Genomic DNA, 19,157 nt, shown 5'->3' with positions numbered 1-19,157 from the left:
CCATTATTTCATCTTCCCGATTATTTTTTCTATATCTATTTGTGTGATGTGACCCTCTCGTAATATCTTAGGAGTATCTCTCATATCGATTATAGTTGACTCTACCCCTTTAGGTGTTTCATTATCATCTACCACTATCTCTACTCTGGATTTTATCTCTTCGCTGAGTTCTTCATATGATCTAGGGCTAGGTTCCCCTGATATATTGGCACTTGTAGTTGCTAGTATTCCCCCACAGCTTTCTATAATTTTTATAGATATTTTATGATTTGGGATTCTTACTCCTACACTGCTACCATTAGATACCATGTTAGAAGGAATTATCCTCTTCTTATCCAAAATTATTGTTAGACCACCGGGCCAAAAATTTTCCATTAATTTTTCTATTTTCTTTCTATTGAGTTCATTTATTACAGCAACTTTTTCCACATACTTTTTATCGCTTAAAAGAGCTATCAAGGGAGATTTTTTATCCCTTTCCTTTACTTCATAGATTCTATCCAATGATTCTATTGTCTCAATACTTGCCCCCAATCCATACACTGTATCGGTTGGGTAAATTATCAGGTCTCCATCAGCTACCATATTTGAGATTTCTTCATAATTCAAATCGTTATTTCCAAATAATTTTTTCATAACTACCTCATTTTTTTATGACATTTATTTAACATTTTATCATATTTTATAAATTTTCTCAAGATGAGCAAAAAAAAAAGGAAGTCCAAAGACCTCCTTTTTAAATTATTATTTTATTTCAAATAACTCACTTATCGATTTATGTTCTATTACTCTTTTTATTCCTTCTGCAAATAATTTATCTATAGATAAAATCTTTACCTTAGATATTATCTTTTCTTCAGGTAGTTCAATAGAATCCGTTATGATTATTTTCTTAAGCGGTGAAGCTTCTAACCTTTCTATTGCTGGTCCAGAAAATACTGCATGTGTACAACAAGCATAAGATGCTACTGCACCCATATCCATGATAGCCTGTGCTCCATTGGTAATAGTTCCTGCTGTATCGATCATATCGTCTATGAAGATAGCTGTTTTTCCTTCAACATCTCCTATTATATTCATGATTTCTGACATATTAGGTTTTGGTCTTCTTTTGTCGATTATAGCTATTTTACAATCTAACCATTTAGCTAATTCTCTGGCTCTTTTTACACCACCGATATCTGGAGATACTACTACTACGTCATCTCCTTTTAATCCGTGCTCTATAAAGTTTCTCGCTAAAAGAGGTAATGCCTTAAAATGATCTACTGGGATGTCAAAGAAACCTTGGATTTGGTTTGCATGTAAATCCATAGTCATTACTCTTGTTGCTCCTGCTGTTGTAAGTAAATTTGCTACTAATTTAGATGTAATTGGTTCCCTTGGGCTGGCTTTTCTGTCTTGTCTTGCATATCCGTAGTACGGCATAACTACAGTTATTTTAGCCGCTGAAGCTCTCTTTAATGCATCGATAAATATCAATAATTCCATTAAAGATTCATTTACAGGCTCTGTTGTTGGTTGAATTACGAATACATGACAACCTCTAACTGGTTCATTGATCTTAGTAAGAACTTCTCCATCTGCAAATCTAAGTACTTCTGACTTACCTAAAGGTACTCCTAAATGTTCTACAATTTTATTTGCTAAGCTAACATTTGATGTTCCAGTAAAAATCTTTACATCTTTGACATTTTTAATCATGGTTATTTAGTCCACTCCTTCTTAATAAACTGCTTTCCTCTAGCCACTGCTAATGCTCTAGCAGGTACATCCTTAGTAATTACCGACCCAGCTCCTATTACTGCTGAATCTCCTATACTTATAGGTGCCACTAATTCAGTATCACTTCCAACAAATACATTCTTCCCTATTACTGTTTTATGTTTATTAACCCCGTCATAGTTACAAGTTATGGTTCCTGCTCCTATATTGGTATTTTCACCTATTTCAGCATCTCCTAAATATGTCAAATGCCCGGCCTTAACGCCTTTTTCTAATGTACATTTTTTAGTTTCAACGAAGTTTCCTATATGCACCTCTTCTTTTAAGTGAGTCTTCGGTCTTAGATGTGCAAAAGGTCCAATTGTAACCTTATCTTCCACTATTGATTCCTCTATTACTGAAGATTCTATCCTTACATTCCCACCTATTTTAGAATCTATTATTCTAGTATTTCCTATAATTTCTGTGTTTTCTCCAATAACGGTTTCTCCCTGGATAACTGCTCCCGGATAAATAACCGTATCTTTACCTACCTTTACACCATCTTCTACATATGTAGTTTGTGGATCTATTAAAATTGCTCCTTCTTCCATGAGAGCAACATTTTTTCTCATTCTCAAGACTTTTTCTGCCTGGGCTAACTGTACTTTAGAATTAACACCTAAGATCTCCTCATTGTCCTCTAAGATAAAGCTTTCCACTACTTCTTTTTTCTCTACCTGAATCTTTATTACATCTGTCAAATAATATTCCCCTTGGGCATTATTATTATCCATCTTAGATAGTGCTTCAAATAGTTTTTTACTGTTAAAGACATATACACCTGCATTTACTTCTTTTATAGCCTGAATCTCAAAATCAGCTTCTTTTTGCTCTACTATGGCTTTTACCAGACCATCCTTTTTTACTATTCTTCCATATCCAAATGGATCTTCATAGACAGATGTTAGAATAGTTGTAGCTGCCTTAGTAGCTATATGTTTGTCATAAAGTTTTTTTAAAGTTTCTGACCTCAATAGTGGTGTATCTCCACACACTACCATTACATCTCCATCGTAATCCTTTAATATATCTTTCGCCATCATTACTGCATGCCCTGTACCTAACTGTTCCTCTTGAACAACATAGGTATTTTCCTCTCCTGCATTTTTCAAAACAACATCTTTTTTATGACCTAATATTAATATATTTTTCTCTACTTTTAATTCATCTAATACGTTCATTATTTTTTTTACCATAGGTATTCCGTTAACCTTGTGAACAACCTTTGGTAAGTTAGAATTCATCCTTGTACCTTTTCCTGCCGCTAATATAAGTGAAACTAATTTCATCCTTCATCACCCCTCAGTTCATTACCTAGAAGTATAGCATATTCGTCAGAATTTTTCAATTTTTTAAGATCTACTTTACATTTCAGTATTTTGATCAATCACACTCTATTTATACTTAAATAATGACACATTTATTCTACTTTAATTTCATATAAATTTAAAGCAATAAAAAAAGTCAGCGAATTTCGCTGACTTTTTATCTTATATTTTATGCTTTGGAAAATATTTAGTATGTAGTAACTTATGAGCTTTATGACTCAATGGTTTTTCTAAATGATTTTCATAGATCGATTGTACAAATTTATTTTCATGAGATTTTCTCAAAGTTTTGTTATCATCTATATTTTGAAGTCCTTCTGCTCTCTTAGTAACTATACTGAAATCTCCGTGATGGTAAGGTTGTCCCCCTCCACCTACGCATCCACCTTTACATGCCATTATTTCTATCGCATGATAACTAGCTTCTCCTGCTCTTATCTTATCTAACATCTTTCTAGCTTCTCCTAAACCATGAGCTATTCCGATATTAAGATCTAAGTCTCCTACCTTTACAGTAGCTGATCTGAATCCTTCAAATCCTCTTAAAGCTTCGAAGTCTAAATTTTCTAATGTTTCACCTGTTACCCATTCGTATGCAGTTCTAGTAGCGGCTTCAATTACCCCACCAGTTCTACCGAATATATCAGCTGCTCCAGATGATTCTCCCAATGGATTATCAAATTCAGAAGTTTCTAATATTCTTAAATCTATATTGGCTTGCTTTAATAACTTAGCTAATTCTCTAGTCGAGATAGAATAATCTACATCTGGATTGTCATCCACTTTAAATTCATCTCTGGAAGTTTCATATTTTTTAGCTAAACATGGCATTACAGATACCACAATAAGATCTTCCCTCGCAATTCCCTCTTCCTTAGCCCAGATTCCTTTAGCAACTGCACCAAACATTTGTTGAGGTGATTTAGCTGAAGATGGTACATCTAACATATCTTGATAGTTATGCTCGAAGAATTTTACCCATGCCGGACAGCAAGAAGTTAATAATGGTAATTTTACATCTTTATCTCCTGACAAGAATCTTTCTAACCTGTCTTTAAATTCAGAAGCTTCTTCCATTATAGTAAGGTCAGCGGCCCAGTTAGTATCGAATACCTGGTCAAATCCTAATTGTCTAAGTCCCGTTACCATTTTACCAGTTACATTTGTTCCCGGTTCCTCTCCGAATTCCTCACCTAAAGCTACTCTTACAGCAGGGGCAACTTGAACTATCACTTTTTTCTTAGGGTCAGCTAAGTCTTTAACTAACTTCCAAGTATGATCATTTTCATGTAGTGCTCCTACTGGACATACAGCTACACATTGACCACAGTAAGTACATACACTGTCTTCTAAGTTTTTTTCAAATGCTGGTGCAACTACTGAGTCAAAACCTCTATTTACTCCTGATAGTGCTCCTACTGTCTGCACATCATTACACATAGTTTCACATCTTCTACACATGATACACTTATCCATATCTCTTATGATAGAAGGTGAGTAGTCAGATCTGTAGCTTGACATCTCTCCTTCAAATCTTACCTCTCTCACACCTAATTGAATAGCTAAGTCCTGTAACTCACACTCTCCATTTTTAGAACATGATAAACAATCCTTAGGATGATCCGATAGCAATAGTTCCATTATAGTTCTTCTTTTTTGCATTACATTCATTGTATTAGTCTTTACTACCATTCCCTCATGAACTGGTGTAGCACAAGCAGGCGCTAAATTTCTTCTTCCTTCAACCTCTACAACACATATTCTACATGATGCACAATCATTTTTATATCCATTTTCACCTATTTGTAAGTGACACAGTGTAGGAATAGAAACTCCTAATGATTCAGCAGCAGAAAGTATCGTTGCTCCCTTGGGAACTTCTATTGATTTACCATCTATGATAATGTTTATTAATTCCATTGGTTTTTACACACTCCCTTTTTTTAGAACAGGTCCAAGACACTATCCTTATTAATTTTGATTATCCTCTGTCTATCGCTCCAAATTTACATTTATCATAACAAGCTCCACACTTGATACATTTTTCAGCGTCGATTACATGCATTTCTTTAACTTTTCCTGCAATACAATTAACTGGGCATACTCTAGCACAAGCGGTACAGCCGATACATTTATCATTGATTGAATAAGTTAATAGATCTTCACATGATCCTGCCGGACATTTTTTGTCTACTACATGGGCTACATATTCATCCCAGAAATTATTCAGAGTTGAAAGGATAGGGTTAGGAGCAGTTTGACCTAATCCGCATAATGATGTATCCTTTATAGTTTCAGATAACTCTTTTAATAATTCAAGGTCTTTCATAGTTCCATTTCCTTTAGTTATCTTTTCTAATATCTCTAATAATCTCTTGTTTCCAATCCTACATGGCGTACATTTTCCACAAGACTCTTCCACTGTAAATTCTAAATAGAATTTAGATACAGAAACCATACAGTCATCTTCGTCCAATACGATCATTCCACCAGATCCCATCATAGATCCGATAGCCGTCAATGAATCAAAATCAATTTTAACATCTAAATCTTTTTCAGTAAGACATCCACCAGATGGTCCTCCTGTTTGAACAGCTTTAAATTTCTTTCCATTTCTAATTCCGCCACCAATCTCAAAGATTACCTCTCTAAGGGTAGTTCCCATAGGTACTTCTACTAAACCTACGTTATTTATTTTCCCTGCTAAAGCAAATACCTTAGTTCCAGATGATTTTTCCGTTCCTATACCTTTATACCATTCTCCACCATTTAAGATGATCTCTGGAATATTAGCAAAAGTTTCAACGTTGTTTACATTTGTCGGTTTCCCCCAGTATCCTGATTCAGCTGGGAATGGAGGTTTTGAAGTAGGTTCTCCCCTTTCTCCTTCCATCGAATGAATAAGTGCAGTTTCTTCTCCACATACAAATGCTCCAGCTCCATATTTAATCTCGATATCGAAATCAAATCCTGAATTTAAGATATTCTCTCCTAACATCCCATATTCTTTAGCCTGAGCCATGGCATTTTTCAATCTGTTTATAGCTAATGGATATTCAGCTCTTATATAAACTAATCCTTTAGTTGCTCCAGTAGAATATCCACAAATTGCCATTGCTTCGATTACAGAATGTGCATCTCCTTCTAGGATAGATCTATCCATGAATGCTCCCGGATCTCCTTCATCTGCATTACATACTACATATTTTTGATCTGCATCATTATTTAGTGCAAACTGCCATTTTAAACCTGTAGGGAATCCTCCTCCCCCTCTTCCACGGAGACCAGATAGCTTCATTTCATCGATTACCTCTTGCTGAGTCATCTCTGTTAATACTTTACCTAATGCCTGGTATCCTCTATTTCCAAAGTACTCATTGATATTTTCTGGATCTATTAATCCACAGTTTCTAAGAGCTATTCTTTGTTGTTTTTTATAAAATTCCATATGATCAGAATCTTCTATTCTTTTTTTAGTAACAGGGTCTCTAAATAATAAAGTTTCTATCTTTTCACCCTTAATTAAGTCTTCCTCTACTATTCTAGCAGCATCCTCGGGCTTAACTTCTACATAAAATGTATTGTCAGGAACGATCTTTACGATTGGTCCTTTTTCACAAAATCCAAAACATCCTGTTTTGATTACCTGTACTTCTTCACTCATACCTTTTTCTACCAGTAAGCTTTCTATATTCTCAGCTATCGCTCCACCTTTTGATGATAAACAGCCTGTCCCTCCACAAATTAGGACATGTTTCTTATAAGCCATCAATTTTACCTCCTAAAATTAGTGATTACATCTTTTGGTACCGTTATTGTCTACTAAAAACTCCTCTATTTCAGAAGTGTCTTTAAGGTATTTTTTTATCAATCTAATAGCTTCCTTAGAATCCACATTTCCAAAAACTACATTTCCCTTATCAGGAATAATAATTTCTAAACTTGGAAATTTTCCTCCATACCCTAAAAATTCCGTTTTATATAGAGCCACATTTTCTATATCTTCCGCTTCAATCATATCAACTATAGATTTTATAACTAAGTCGGTATTTTTTATTGCAGCTTCATATTTCGATGATACTCCCACCTTTATCTTAATTATATCCTCTAAATCTTTTCATTTTTTTCTGATTTTTATTAACTCTTCACACTCTTTTGCTTTTTTTAATAATTCTTCCATTGAAGTTATCTTTTTAGACATCCTTGATCCCCCCACTTTAATTAAATTTTGCTAAGATCCCATCAATATCACGGGCTTCATCTTTACCAAATACCTCTTCACCAACTAATACAACAGGTGCTAATCCACAAGCTCCTACGCATCTTAAAGCATCTATTGAATATAATCCATCTAGTGTTGTTTCCCCTGCTTTAATTCCTAATTTATTTTCTAAATCTTTTAAAACCTTATCTGCTCCCCTTACGAAACAAGCTGTCCCCATACAGACAGAGATAGGATATTTACCCTTAGGAGTCATCGTAAAGAATGAATAGAAACTTACTACTCCATATATTTTAGCTAAAGGTAAGTCCAACCTATCAGCAATAAACTCTTGGATCTCTGTTGGAAGATATCCAAATATTTCTTGAGCCTTATGTAGAACTGATATTAGTGCTCCATTTTTTTCAGGTAATCCAATTATAAATTCATCTAATTGTTTAAAACATTCTTGCTTTAACGTGTTTTTACAAGACATTTTTGCTCCTCCTTCTAATTATAAATCAATTACGTTAACCATAATTTCTTAGTTATTAATTTCACTTTATAATAACATTATACAGTATTTCCACTCTTTTGTTAAGCTCTTTTGCGTCAAAGTGTTTGTAAAACATACAGTCCAACCTACATTTAGAGCATCAAACTAATTAATAATTAAGTCGCGATTCTTCAATACTTAAAAATGAAATAACTTTAAAACCTAAAGCAAATTGTATTTTTCTTTTTAAATATCAATTTGTGATCATTTAAATAAACATTTAAAACAAAATTTATCCTTAATGTTATACCACTCTATTTTATAAACACCTTTTTTCTTTTTCCTTAAATTTAAATTAAAATTTTAATATAATAAAAAAATTTATTTTCTAAGCAAATTATAATTTTTTTAGGTTATATTTTAGCCATTTTATTTTTCTTCTGGGATCCATACCTTAACTTCCGTTACACTGAATAAAATGTCAGTCAAATTTATTTTTTCCATAAAAAATAAGGGTTACTGCAACTTAATGCAGTAACCCTTGTTTTTATTTCAAATTTTCATAAGCTTCATTTATTTGCTTAAATTTAGCTTCATATTTATTTCTTGTTGTCTCATCTAAGTTATTGGCTTTATCTGGATGATATTTCCTTGCCATTCCTCTATAGGCTTTCTTTATTTCATCTGGAGTAGCATCCTTAGTTACACCCAATTCAGCATAATATTTATCCTTATTTACAACATAACCAGGATGACCGCCATTTGTTTGTCTCTGGTAATTTCCATAGTTTCCCCCTGCTGCCTGTCTAAAAAACTCCTCAAAATCCTGAGTATTGCCAGAATTTTTACTTTTATAATAATATGTTCTCGTATTTCTTTGAGGCTGCTTTTTTCCAAATATCATCCTCAATGCAATTAATATAATAATAACTGGTAAAAATGTAATAAAAGCTGATCCCAAAAAGAAAATTATAACTGAAACTATTGCTATTATTGGTAATGCCCTTAAAGTGTTTTTTAATCCTGTAAATAGCAGCGATATTGCAGCTATAAACGCTAATATGTAAATCATTTTTTATTCCTCCTAGATCCCTTAAAAGTTTTTTCTAACTCAAAGATCTCATCACAATTTTGAACAAATAAATTCTATGTCTTTCCTTTTTTATACCTATAAAATTTATATTTCTAACTCCTTAACCTCAATTCATAACACATTTAGTATCTAAACATTATACCTTTATTTACAAAAAGTGTCAAATATATAAAAAAATCAGGAAAAGATCCTGATTAAAATTTTATTTGGTGGAGATAAGCGGGGTCGAACCGCTGACCTCCGCAGTGCAAGTGCGGCGCTCTCCCAACTGAGCTATATCCCCAAGATTGAGTTTAGCGAGTTCCTATCCTCCCAAGGGGCTGCCCCCTAAGTACTTTCGGCGTATATGGACTTAACTTCTGGGTTCGGAATGTGACCAGGTGTATCCCCATAGCTATTCTCGCTAAACAAATGGCGCTTCTTACAGGACTTGAACCTGTGACAACTCGATTAACAGTCGAGCGCTCTACCAACTGAGCTAAAGAAGCATTTTGAAAGACTTGGCAAGTTCCTATCCTCCCAAGGGGCTGCCCCCTAAGTACTTTCGGCGTTTACGGACTTAACTTCTGGGTTCGGAATGTGACCAGGTGTACCCCCGTAGCTTTTCTTACCAAGCTTACTTTCTTATTGAATATTGTTAAACATTCAAAACTATATAATAATGTTTCATAAATTAACTTTCTAAAAATCATTTTCTTTAGGTAAAGTGTTCGTCATATTAGTATTGGTCAGCTAAAGACTTCACAGCCCTTACACCCCCAACCTATCAACCTCCTAGTCTCGAAGGTGACTTATCAATGATAGAATACTTATCTCTGAGTTGGCTTCCCGCTTAGATGCTTTCAGCGGTTATCCATTCCAAACGTGACTACCCAGCTATGCCATTGGCATGACAACTGGTACATTAGAGGTTTGTCCATCCCGGTCCTCTCGTACTAAGGACAGATCTCATCAATATTCTTACGCCTACAGTGGATAGGGACCGAACTGTCTCACGACGTTCTGAACCCAGCTCACGTACCGCTTTAATGGGCGAACAGCCCAACCCTTGGGACCTTCTCCAGCCCCAGGATGCGATGAGCCGACATCGAGGTGCCAAACTTTGCCGTCGATATGGACTCTCGGGCAAAATCAGCCTGTTATCCCCGGGGTAGCTTTTATCCGTTGAGCGATGGCCCTTCCATTCGGAACCACCGGATCACTATGTCCTGCTTTCGCACCTGCTCGATGTGTCTATCTCACAGTCAAGCTCCCTTATGCCATTGCACTCTTCGGTTGATTTCCATCCAACCTGAGGGAACCTTTGAACGCCTCCGTTACTCTTTCGGAGGCGACCGCCCCAGTCAAACTACCCACCTAGCACTGTCTCCATGATTACACATCACAGATTAGAATCAAAATGTTATATGGTTGGTATTCCACCAGCGACTCATATACAGCTAGCGCCATATAATCACAGTCTCCCAACTATCCTATACACATAACATCTCAACCCAATACCAAGCTATAGTAAAGCTCCACGGGGTCTTTCCGTCCTACTGTAGGTAACCGGTATCTTCACCGGTAGTACAATTTCACCAGGCCTCCCGCCAAGACAGCATTCGAGTCATTACACCATTCGTGCAGGTCGGAACTTACCCGACAAGGAATTTCGCTACCTTAGGACCGTTATAGTTACGGCCGCCGTTCACCGGGGCTTCAATTTGAGTCGCTAAACCCTCCTCTTAACCTTCCGGCACTGGGCAGGTGTCAGCCCATATACATCGCCTTTCAGCTTAGCATAGACCTGTGTTTTTGCTAAACAGTTGCTCGAATCTCTTCACTGCGGCCATCAAAAGCTCAAAATCGCGTGTATTTATCACCTTTAATGGCACCCCTTCTCCCGAAGTTACGGGGCCATTTTGCAGAGTTCCTTAGCGAGAGTTAGCCTGTACGCCTTAGATTTCTCATCCTAACCACCTGTGTCGGTTTACGGTACGGGCACTATAATTCTCAATAGAAGCTTTTCTCGGCAGCGTGGGATTTGTACCTTCGTGTTCATTACAAACACTCCGCATCACACCTCAGATCTAAAACCGTGGATTTTCCTGCGGTTCCATCCTACATGCTTACACAGACATATCCAACAGTCTGCGCACATACCCTTCTGCGTCCCTCCATCTCTCAAACAAATTACAGTGGCGCAGTAATATTAAACTGCTTTCCATTCGCCTACGCAATCTAGCCTCGGCTTAGGTCCCGGCTTACCCAGAGAAGACAAGCTTTACTCTGGAAACCTTGGTTTTCCGGCGAGAGGGATTCTCACCCTCTTTCTCGCTACTCATTCCTGCATTCTCACTTCCGATACCTCCAGATTGGGTTACCCCTTATCCTTCAACGGCCTACGGAACGCTCTCCTACCAGTCTACACATAGTGTATACTCCACAACTTCGGTTTATATCTTAGCCCCGTTACATTGTCGGCGCAGAGACTCTCGACCAGTGAGCTATTACGCACTCTTTAAATGTATGGCTGCTTCTAAGCCAACATCCTGGTTGTTTCAGAATCTCCACCTCCTTTCCCACTTAGATATAATTTGGGACCTTAGTTGGTGGTCTGGGCTGTTTCCCTTTTGACCATGGATCTTAGTACCCATAGTCTCACTCCTGATCTCTTGAAATATGGTATTCGGAGTTTGATTGATTTCGCTAAGCAATATGCCCGCTAGACCATTCAGTGCTCTACCCCCATATTTAAACAATCAAGGCTGCACTAAATGCATTTCGGAGAGAACGAGCTATCTCCTGGTTCGATTGGCTTTTCACCCCTATACCTACCTCATCCCCCGGCTTTTCAACGACGGTGGGTTCAGACCTCCACTGTGTCTTACCACAGCTTCATCTTGGACAGGCATAGATCACCAGGTTTCGCGTCTACAACCAACGACTAATTCGCCCTATTCAGACTCGGTTTCCCTTCGGCTCCGTTATACTTAACCTCGCCATTGATCGTAACTCGCAGGATCATTCTCCAAAAGGCACGCCATCACACGCCCGAAGGCTCTGCTCTGACCGCTTGTAAGCACACGGTTTCAGGTTCTATTTCACTCCCCTCCCGGGGTTCTTTTCACCTTTCCCTCACGGTACTATTCACTATCGGTTAGTAAGAGTATTTAGCCTTACGAGATATGGTCCTCGCTGATTCACACAGGGTTTCTCGTGTCCCGTGCTACTTGGGATTACAGTGACTTGCTAACATAAGTTCCCTATACAGGACTATCACCTTCTACGGTTGAACTTTCCAGTTCATTCTAGTACCTTTGTTAGTCAAGCGCATACCTTGCAGTTCTGCCGCTCTGTATCCCACTACCCCCAACAAGCAACGCCTGCATGCTATCACACTTGTTCGGTTTGGGCTCTTCCCCGTTCGCTCGCCGCTACTTAGGGAATCGTTTTTACTTTCTCTTCCTCGGATTACTTAGATGTTTCAGTTCATCCGGTTCCCGTTTCCACACTAGTTCTTCAAACTAGTAGGTTTACCCATTCGGAAATCTAAGACTATTACGCTCAATTGCAGCTTGTCTTAGCTTATCGCAGCTTATCACGTCCTTCATCGGCTCTTACTACCAAGGCATTCTCCGTGCGCCCTTAATTTCTTAACCTATTATTAAAATAGAATTTTAATATTTTTTGCTTAATTTGTTTTTAGAATTTTTGAAATCTAATTATCGTTCAGTTATTTCTAACTCTTCGTTAATTATTGTTACACTCTCGTGTAACTGAAGATCTAATAAAATTGTTAATTTATTATTTCATTACTATATAGTTTTCAATGTCCAACTGGTATTTTCTCTCAAAAAAAAGAGAACATTACCAAATAAATAGAGAAAGAGCAGTATAAATATTCTTTATGTAATACCATTTGCATGGTCTCATAAAGTGCTCCTTAGAAAGGAGGTGATCCATCCGCACCTTCCGGTACGGATACCTTGTTACGACTTCACCCCAATCGCTAATCACACCTTAGGAACATCCCTCCATAAATGGTTAGGCCTGCTACTTTAGGTGCAACCAACTCTCGTGGTGTGACGGGCGGTGTGTACAAGACCCGAGAACGTATTCACCGCGACATTGCTGATTCGCGATTACTAGCGATTCCAACTTCACGCAGTCGAGTTGCAGACTGCGATCCGAACTAAGATTGGCTTTCTGAGATTTGCTCCACGTCGCCGTATTGCTGCTCTCTGTACCAACCATTGTAGCACGTGTGTACCCAGCACATAAGGGGCATGATGACTTGACGTCATCCCCACCTTCCTCCTGCTCGTCGCAGGCAGTCTCGCATGAGTCCCCAACTTAATGATGGTAACATACGATAGGGGTTGCGCTCGTTGCGGGACTTAACCCAACATCTCACGACACGAGCTGACGACAGCCATGCACCACCTGTATCAACGTTCCACCGAAGCGGCACCAAGTCATCTCTGACGAGTTCGTTGTATGTCAAGTGCTGGTAAGGTTCCTCGCGTTGCGTCGAATTAAACCACATGCTCCACCGCTTGTGCGGGTCCCCGTCAATTCCTTTGAGTTTCACACTTGCGTGCGTACTCCCCAGGCGGTTCACTTATCGCGTTAGCTTCGGCACAGAGGTTCGACCCCCTACACCCAGTGAACATCGTTTACGGCGTGGACTACCAGGGTATCTAATCCTGTTCGCTCCCCACGCTTTCGAGCTTTAGCGTCAGTATCTGTCCAGTGAGCTGTCTTCACTATCGGCATTCCTACAAATATCTACGAATTTCACCTCTACACTTGTAGTTCCGCCCACCTCTCCAGTACTCTAGCCTGCCAGTTTCAAACGCAATACGGAGTTGAGCCCCGCATTTTCACATCTGACTTAACAAGCCGCCTAGACTCGCTTTACGCCCAATAATTCCGGATAACGCTTGCGACATACGTATTACCGCGGCTGCTGGCACGTATTTAGCCGTCGCTTCTTCTGGTGGTACCGTCACTTTCTTCTTCCCACCTGAAAGCACTTTACAATCCGAAGACCTTCATCGTGCACACAGAATTGCTGGATCAGACTTTTGGTCCATTGTCCAATATTCCCCACTGCTGCCTCCCGTAGGAGTAAGGGCCGTGTCTCAGTCCCCTTGTGGCCGTTCACCCTCTCAGGCCGGCTATCCATCGTCGGCTTGGTAGGCCATTACCCTACCAACTACCTAATGGAACGCAAAGTTCTCCTCCAGCGCATATAGCTTTCATAAGTTCTTGATGCCAAGATCTCATAATATCCGGTATTAGCTAACCTTTCGATTAGTTGTCCCAGTCTGAAGGGCAAATTCTTTACGCGTTACTCACCCGTCCGCCACCGTACTATCTTCCGAAGAAGAATTCCAGTCGACTTGCATGTGTTAAGCATTCTGTCAGCGTTCATCCTGAGCCAGGATCAAACTCTACATTCAAATTTATATCCTAACTTCATAAATGAAGTTTAGCTATCTATTAAAAGATAATTATTTTTATAGTGGTTCATTCCACTGTACACCTTAATCGATTGTTTGAAAACAAAGTTTCAAACGACAATTGAGTTTTTAATTTACACTTTCTTTCTCTATTTAATTGCTAATGTCCTGTTATTCGTCTCGCTTCAAGTCGCTTTCGCTTTCCCTCGCGGACAAGAAGAAGTATACCGCGTTTACAACTTTTCGTCAACACTTTTTTTGTTTTTTTTATAAAGTTTTTTGTTTTTTTCTATTTCTTAATCAAAACACTAAACTCTACCGTCATTTTTCCTTGGTTTTATTGAGTTAAAAACTTAAAAAACACATATGTTATCGTTCTTAAAAAAATTTATGTTTTTTTAATCATCAACAACATGTTTTTCCTCATGATGCTTTATTTCTCAACTCAATCTATAAAAACTATAAACTTTTTATACAATTTATAATAGATAAATAAAAATCTCTTTCCTGTAATAGTCACACAGTTAAGAGATTTTTATTTATCTATATTTATTTTAAGGAAAGAAAGAAATGAAAAAAATATTACTATTTTCATTTGCTTATATCTATCAGACGCAGGGTGTTCCAAAAAAGTTTAAAACTTTTTTGAAATTAATCTACTTTCTTCAATAAAATATCTTTTGATGGGATCTCTAACAAGTTCTTTTCCTTTCTTATTATAACTCCCTCATCTATAAATTCTTTTAGTACACGAGATAACGACGGTCTGGCAACACCAAACATCTGCGCTATCTCTTTCATAGAGTTTTTAAGCAGTACACAGTTATTCCTATTCATATTATTAAGAAGGTAGGCTATCAATTTATTGTTTATACTTTTATTGGTAAAGGAAAACCAAATTTTCTTGGATAAAAATTGAGTTTTGTTACTTATTACTCCTAAATAATTCTGTAGCAACCTTTCATTCATCTGAAACATCTTTATAACCTCATCCTTAGATATATAGATTAATTCTGTATCTAACGATGCCACTACATCTACTGGAAACCTATTATCTTTTCCAAAAATAAATGCCCCTGCTAAAACACTTCCCTCTGGCAATCTATCAACCACAATAGAATCACCATTTAATTTTTGCATCTCGGTATAGACCTCTCCTTGAGCAACTATTATCAGATCCTCAATCTCATCTCCTCTGAAAGCTACAATTTCATTTTTATCTAATTTTTTAACTTTATATTTTAACTCAATCAACAAAGTTTTTAAATTCTCTTCCTGTATATCCCTAAATATCTCCACATTTTTCAATTTTTCAAATATATCCACAATTAATTCCCCCACTCTTTGATATTGCTCCAAACTTCATCTAATATTTATAATTCATTATATATTAGATAAGGAATAAAATCCAATACCAAATAATTTTTTAAAAAAAATTAATTTTCGTAACCTATGTTACAGGTATTATATATATTTCTGTAGTATACTAAATCATAAAATAAAAAGTTGAGGTGACGAGTAATGAATCATATAAAAAAAGAGATGACCTTAAAAGAAATTGTGAACACTTATCCAGAAACTGTTGAATTTTTTAATTCAAAGGGATTTAAGGGATTAGACAACAAAACTTTACTTAATACAATAGGAAAGATAACTATACAAAAAGCGTTAGAAGCTAAAAAAATTAATGTAGATACATTTTTAGAACTATTAAATGACATAATCGAGCAGGATAGAAATTCAGAAGATGTCAATTTAAACAAAAAAATTGATGATGAAGGTGCCGTATCTGTAATGGGTCTCCTACCCTGCCCGGTAAAAAATCCACTTTTAGAAGGACTGAAAAAATTCCAGTCAAAAACCGGAATGAAGATAAACCACGAATTGAAAGCTGCATCTAGCGGACTTGATTGGTTAAAAGAAGATGTTATAAAGGCTAATCATCCAGAAAAATTAGCAGATATGTTTATCTCTGCTGGATTTGACCTGTTTTTCGAAGATGAACTTATGGGTAAATTTAAACACGAGGGAATTTTTAAAGATATCACAGGGATGACAGAGTATAACAAAGATTTTAATAATGAAAATATATCATTGAAAGATCCAGATGGAGATTATTCTATGCTAGCAGTAGTTCCAGCTGTATTTTTAGTTAATACAGACGCTTTAGGAGACAGACCTTTCCCAAAATCTTGGGCTGATCTTTTAAAACCCGAATTTGAAAATTCAGTAAGTTTACCTATATCTGACTTTGATCTGTTCAATGCAATCTTGATCAGTATCTATAAAAATTACGGAGAGGATGGAGTCAAAAAATTAGGAAAAACACTCCTACAAAATATGCACCCATCTCAAATGGTTAAATCAGACAAACTTAAAGCAAATGTTCCAGCAGTAACAATCATGCCTTATTTCTTCACTAAGATGACTGGACAGGGTGGACCAATGGTAGCACAATGGCCCGAAGACGGTGCTGCACTTTCTCCAATATTTATGCTGACTAAAAAATCCAAGGAAAAAGAATTGAAACCCCTGGCAGATTTCTTTGCTTCTAAGGAGATCGGAGAGATCTTATCTCACCAAGGATTATTCCCGACTGTAAATCCCGGAGTTGAAAACAACTTAGGAGACAAAAAATTTATGTGGGTAGGATGGGATTATATAAAAAATAACGATATTGGATCTATCTTGAAACACTGTGAAAAATTATTTTTCGAAGAAACTAAAAAGTAAAATAAGGAGAGTATAAATCATGAATTTAATAACAGTATCTGGACCCCCTTCATCAGGGAAAACAGCTTTAATAATAAAAACAATAGAAAATCTAAAATCCAGAGGTGTAAAAGTGGGAGTTGTAAAATTTGACTGTCTATACACCGATGACGATATATTATATGAAAAAATTGGTGTTCCTGTAAAAAAAGGATTATCTGCATCACTTTGCCCTGACCACTATTTCGTAAGTAATATAGAGGAAGTAACCCAATGGGGGATAAAGCAGGGGCTAGATCTTCTTATCACAGAGAGTGCCGGATTATGTAACAGATGTTCACCTTATATCCAGGATATAAAAGCTATCTGTGTTATTGACAACTTAAGTGGAATAAATACCCCGAAAAAAATCGGACCTATGTTAAAAACAGCAGACATTGTTGTAATCACAAAGGGAGATATAGTATCTCAGGCTGAAAGGGAAGTATTTATGTCTAGAGTTACATCTGTAAATCCTAGAGCCACAACTATGCATGTCAATGGATTAACTGGCCAGGGTGCATATGAATTTTCAACTCTTATCTATGGTAAAGACGAGGAATTAAAAACTTTAAAAGGGAAAAAATTAAGATTCTCTATGCCTTCTGCTCTATGTTCTTATTGTTTAGGAGAGACTAGAATAGGTGAAGAACATCAAATGGGTAACGTCAGAAAAATAAATTTGGAGGATAACAATGATTAATAAAAATATAGTAGATAATAAAACCGTTGCAGAATTACTTAATCTATACCCTTTCATCGAAGATTTTTTGACTGATCACCTTATCGATTTAGACGACGCTAAAGATACTACACTTATTACACATCTTAATCTTTTAGATCCAGAGGTTTTGGAAGAAAAAGCTATTATTCCAGATGAGCTAATCGATTCATTTATCACTTATACTAACCAGATGATAGATTTTTTAGGGGTTGAAGAGGACAAAGGTGTTCAAAGCATCACTCTAAAACCCGGATTCAATAAATATAAGGAAGCCGAAACTTTTAATGAATTAACTATAAATAAAGGCGAGATAATCGCCATCGTCGGTCCTACTGGAAGTGGGAAAAGTAGGTTGTTAGCCGATATCGAATGGGGAGCTAATGCTGACACTCCTACTAACAGAACTGTTCTTATCGACGGCAAAGTTATGGATATCCAGAGTAGATTTTCCAGCAACAACAAGTTGGTAGCACAGCTGTCACAAAATATGAACTTTGTTATGGACCTCAGTGTAGAGGAGTTTATCGAACTCCACGCTAAGAGTAGAATGGTAGAAAACGAAAAAGAAATTATAGAGAAAATATTCAATAAAGCCAATGAACTAGCAGGAGAAAAATTCTCTCTGGATACTCCCATTACCAGCCTCAGTGGCGGTCAATCCAGAGCTCTTATGATTGCCGATGTTGCTATCTTAAGTAAATCTCCCATTGTACTTATAGATGAGATAGAAAATGCCGGGATTGACAGAAAGAAAGCACTGGATCTACTGGTAGGAGAAGAAAAGATAGTTCTTATGGCTACCCACGACCCTATCCTGGCTCTTATGGGTGATAAAAGAATCATCATCAGTAACGGTGGAATCGACAAAGTTATGGAGATAACAGTTGAAGAGAAAGCTATCTTACATAAGTTAGAATCTTTGGATGAAGTTATACAGGGAATGAGAACTAAGCTTAGATATGGACAAGAATTAGAAGCAAATTTTGAAATAATAAAAAATTAGGAGGAAAAATATGCACGATGGATGTAATGGAAGTTTTGAAAATGGAAAACAAGTAGTTGATAAGGTGAGAATGATGGGATTCAGTCAACAGTCTATGCCTATTCCGGCAGTTTTTAAGTGCCACGAATGCAACGAAGAAATAACAATGGTTACTATGGAATATACTTGTCCTCACTGTGGGATGGTATACGGGGTAACTCCTTGTCATGCCTTTGATATCAACAATATAATGGCAGCAGGAAAAAATTACTAATTTTTCCTACAGAACTATTAAACACTGGAGGTGGAGCGGTATCGTTCCATCTTTTTTATTATATTTTTATAACAGACTCCAATATTAATTATAA

General features: G+C 36.9%; 12 protein-coding genes, 2 tRNA genes, 4 rRNA genes and 1 pseudogene. 4 read left to right on the top strand and 15 right to left on the bottom strand.

Annotated features, from left to right (window positions below; all coding sequences use genetic code 11):
- Positions 1 to 3: 3 nt before the first annotated feature.
- The 15 genes and pseudogenes from NRK67_08390 to NRK67_08320 all read right to left on the bottom strand — a co-directional run bounded on the left by NRK67_08390 (position 4) and on the right by NRK67_08320 (position 15,658).
- The gene (locus NRK67_08390; protein ID UUV19432.1) at positions 4 to 636 is read right to left on the bottom strand and encodes an L-threonylcarbamoyladenylate synthase; all 633 of its coding nucleotides are present in this window, start codon (positions 634 to 636) and stop codon (positions 4 to 6) included.
- Positions 637 to 744: 108 nt separating this feature from the next.
- The gene (locus NRK67_08385; GenBank protein ID UUV19908.1) at positions 745 to 1,701 is read right to left on the bottom strand and encodes a ribose-phosphate diphosphokinase; all 957 of its coding nucleotides are present in this window, start codon (positions 1,699 to 1,701) and stop codon (positions 745 to 747) included.
- Positions 1,702 to 1,706: 5 nt separating this feature from the next.
- A complete protein-coding gene (gene glmU, locus NRK67_08380; protein ID UUV19431.1) occupies positions 1,707 to 3,056 on the bottom strand; it encodes a bifunctional UDP-N-acetylglucosamine diphosphorylase/glucosamine-1-phosphate N-acetyltransferase GlmU in 1,350 nt (449 codons plus the stop codon).
- 201 nt (positions 3,057 to 3,257) lie between these two features.
- Positions 3,258 to 5,015, bottom strand: coding sequence for an NADH-dependent [FeFe] hydrogenase, group A6 (locus tag NRK67_08375; GenBank protein ID UUV19430.1), 1,758 nt, complete (start codon positions 5,013 to 5,015; stop codon positions 3,258 to 3,260).
- 61 nt (positions 5,016 to 5,076) lie between these two features.
- Complete coding sequence (locus NRK67_08370) at positions 5,077 to 6,864, bottom strand: NADH-quinone oxidoreductase subunit NuoF (protein ID UUV19429.1); 1,788 nt, start codon at positions 6,862 to 6,864, stop codon at positions 5,077 to 5,079.
- Positions 6,865 to 6,882: 18 nt separating this feature from the next.
- Positions 6,883 to 7,182, bottom strand: a complete 300-nt coding sequence (locus tag NRK67_08365; GenBank protein UUV19428.1) for a hypothetical protein — start codon at positions 7,180 to 7,182, stop codon at positions 6,883 to 6,885.
- Between the two features lie 130 nt (positions 7,183 to 7,312).
- Positions 7,313 to 7,792 (bottom strand): NAD(P)H-dependent oxidoreductase subunit E, encoded by a 480-nt coding sequence (locus NRK67_08360; protein UUV19427.1) that lies wholly within the window; start codon positions 7,790 to 7,792, stop codon positions 7,313 to 7,315.
- Positions 7,793 to 8,354: 562 nt separating this feature from the next.
- Positions 8,355 to 8,516 (bottom strand): annotated as a pseudogene (locus tag NRK67_08355) (DnaJ domain-containing protein).
- Between the two features lie 576 nt (positions 8,517 to 9,092).
- A tRNA-Ala gene (locus NRK67_08350) sits at positions 9,093 to 9,168 on the bottom strand.
- A gap of 8 nt (positions 9,169 to 9,176) precedes the next feature.
- Positions 9,177 to 9,293: ribosomal RNA gene (rrf, locus tag NRK67_08345) — 5S ribosomal RNA — on the bottom strand.
- A gap of 4 nt (positions 9,294 to 9,297) precedes the next feature.
- A tRNA-Asn gene (locus NRK67_08340) sits at positions 9,298 to 9,373 on the bottom strand.
- Between the two features lie 10 nt (positions 9,374 to 9,383).
- A 5S ribosomal RNA gene (rrf, locus tag NRK67_08335) occupies positions 9,384 to 9,500 on the bottom strand.
- A gap of 83 nt (positions 9,501 to 9,583) precedes the next feature.
- A 23S ribosomal RNA gene (locus NRK67_08330) occupies positions 9,584 to 12,526 on the bottom strand.
- A 288-nt stretch (positions 12,527 to 12,814) separates the two neighbouring features.
- Positions 12,815 to 14,332 (bottom strand): 16S ribosomal RNA (locus NRK67_08325).
- The 16S, 23S and 5S rRNA genes sit together here with 2 tRNA genes alongside, the layout of an rRNA operon.
- A 651-nt stretch (positions 14,333 to 14,983) precedes the next feature.
- On the bottom strand, positions 14,984 to 15,658 hold the full coding sequence (locus NRK67_08320; GenBank protein UUV19426.1) for a Crp/Fnr family transcriptional regulator: 675 nt from the start codon (positions 15,656 to 15,658) through the stop codon (positions 14,984 to 14,986).
- A gap of 195 nt (positions 15,659 to 15,853) precedes the next feature.
- Here NRK67_08320 and NRK67_08315 point away from each other — a divergent pair, with 195 nt between their 5' ends.
- From NRK67_08315 to NRK67_08300, 4 genes are all read left to right on the top strand, one after another.
- Entirely contained in the window at positions 15,854 to 17,065 is a 1,212-nt protein-coding gene (locus NRK67_08315) for an ABC transporter substrate-binding protein (GenBank protein UUV19425.1), read from the top strand.
- Between the two features lie 19 nt (positions 17,066 to 17,084).
- Entirely contained in the window at positions 17,085 to 17,786 is a 702-nt protein-coding gene (locus NRK67_08310; protein ID UUV19424.1) for a hypothetical protein, read from the top strand.
- 211 nt (positions 17,787 to 17,997) lie between these two features.
- On the top strand, positions 17,998 to 18,810 hold the full coding sequence (locus NRK67_08305) for an ABC transporter ATP-binding protein (protein UUV19907.1): 813 nt from the start codon (positions 17,998 to 18,000) through the stop codon (positions 18,808 to 18,810).
- 10 nt (positions 18,811 to 18,820) lie between these two features.
- Entirely contained in the window at positions 18,821 to 19,063 is a 243-nt protein-coding gene (locus NRK67_08300) for a hypothetical protein (GenBank protein UUV19423.1), read from the top strand.
- The last annotated feature ends 94 nt before the right edge of the window (positions 19,064 to 19,157 follow it).

Source organism: Fusobacteria bacterium ZRK30 (assembly GCA_024628785.1).
Classification (GTDB): domain Bacteria; phylum Fusobacteriota; class Fusobacteriia; order Fusobacteriales; family Fusobacteriaceae; genus Psychrilyobacter.
This window is presented reverse-complemented; position numbering and strand designations above follow the sequence as displayed.